The sequence below is a fragment of the Bradyrhizobium macuxiense genome, from assembly GCF_001542415.1.
Classification (GTDB): Bacteria; Pseudomonadota; Alphaproteobacteria; order Rhizobiales; family Xanthobacteraceae; genus Bradyrhizobium; species Bradyrhizobium macuxiense.
In genome coordinates, this window is record NZ_LNCU01000052.1 from 1 (window position 1) to 1,103 (window position 1,103).

Below are 1,103 nucleotides of genomic sequence, written 5' to 3' on the forward strand. Positions count from 1 at the left end.
GGTGACGGAGGCCGACGAGGGCGATCTGATCCAGGTGGTGGCGACCGCGACCAACGAGCAGGGGCTGACGGCTGCGGCGACCAGTACGGCCACCTCGGCGGTGACCGATGCGGCACCGACGATCTCGACGCCGACCATCAGCGGCCTCGCGCAGGAAGGCCAGACGCTGACCGCCTCGGCGAACGCCGGCCAGGGCGACAACCCGGTCAGCTATCAGTGGATGGAGAACACTGGCCCGGGCGGCAGCTATGTGAACATCGCCGGTGCGACGGGCTCGACCTATGTGGTGAAGGAGTCCGATGAAGGCTTCAAGATCGAGGTGGTGGCGACGGCGACCAACGAGCAGGGGCTGACGGCTGCGGCGACCAGCACGGCAACCAGTGCAGTGATCGACGCGGCACCGACGATCTCGACGCCGACCATCAGCGGCATCGCGCAGGAAGGCCAGACGCTGACCGCGTCGGCGAATGCCGGGCAAACCGACAATGCGGTCAGCTACCAGTGGCAGATCTCGACCGATGGCGGCACGACCTTCACCAACATTGGTGGCGCCACCGGCGCGACCTATGTGGTGACGGAGGCCGACGAGGGCGATCTGATCCAGGTGGTGGCGACCGCGACCAACGAGCAGGGGCTGACGGCTGCGGCGACCAGTACGGCCACCTCGGCGGTGACCGATGCGGCACCGACGATCTCGACGCCGACCATCAGCGGCCTCGCGCAGGAAGGCCAGACGCTGACCGCCTCGGCGAACGCCGGCCAGGGCGACAACCCGGTCAGCTATCAGTGGATGGAGAACACTGGCCCGGGCGGCAGCTATGTGAACATCGCCGGTGCGACGGGCTCGACCTATGTGGTGAAGGAGTCCGATGAAGGCTTCAAGATCGAGGTGGTGGCGACGGCGACCAACGAGCAGGGGCTGACGGCTGCGGCGACCAGCACGGCAACCAGTGCAGTGATCGACGCGGCACCGACGATCTCGACGCCGACCATCAGCGGCATCGCGCAGGAAGGCCAGACGCTGACCGCGTCGGCGAATGCCGGGCAAACCGACAATGCGGTCAGCTACCAGTGGCAGATCTCGACCGATGGCGGCACGACCT

At 67.4% G+C, this 1,103-nt stretch carries 1 pseudogene; it reads left to right on the forward strand.

Annotated features, from left to right (window positions below):
- Window positions 1-1,103 (forward strand): annotated as a pseudogene (locus tag AS156_RS42875) (hypothetical protein); the annotation flags it as partial.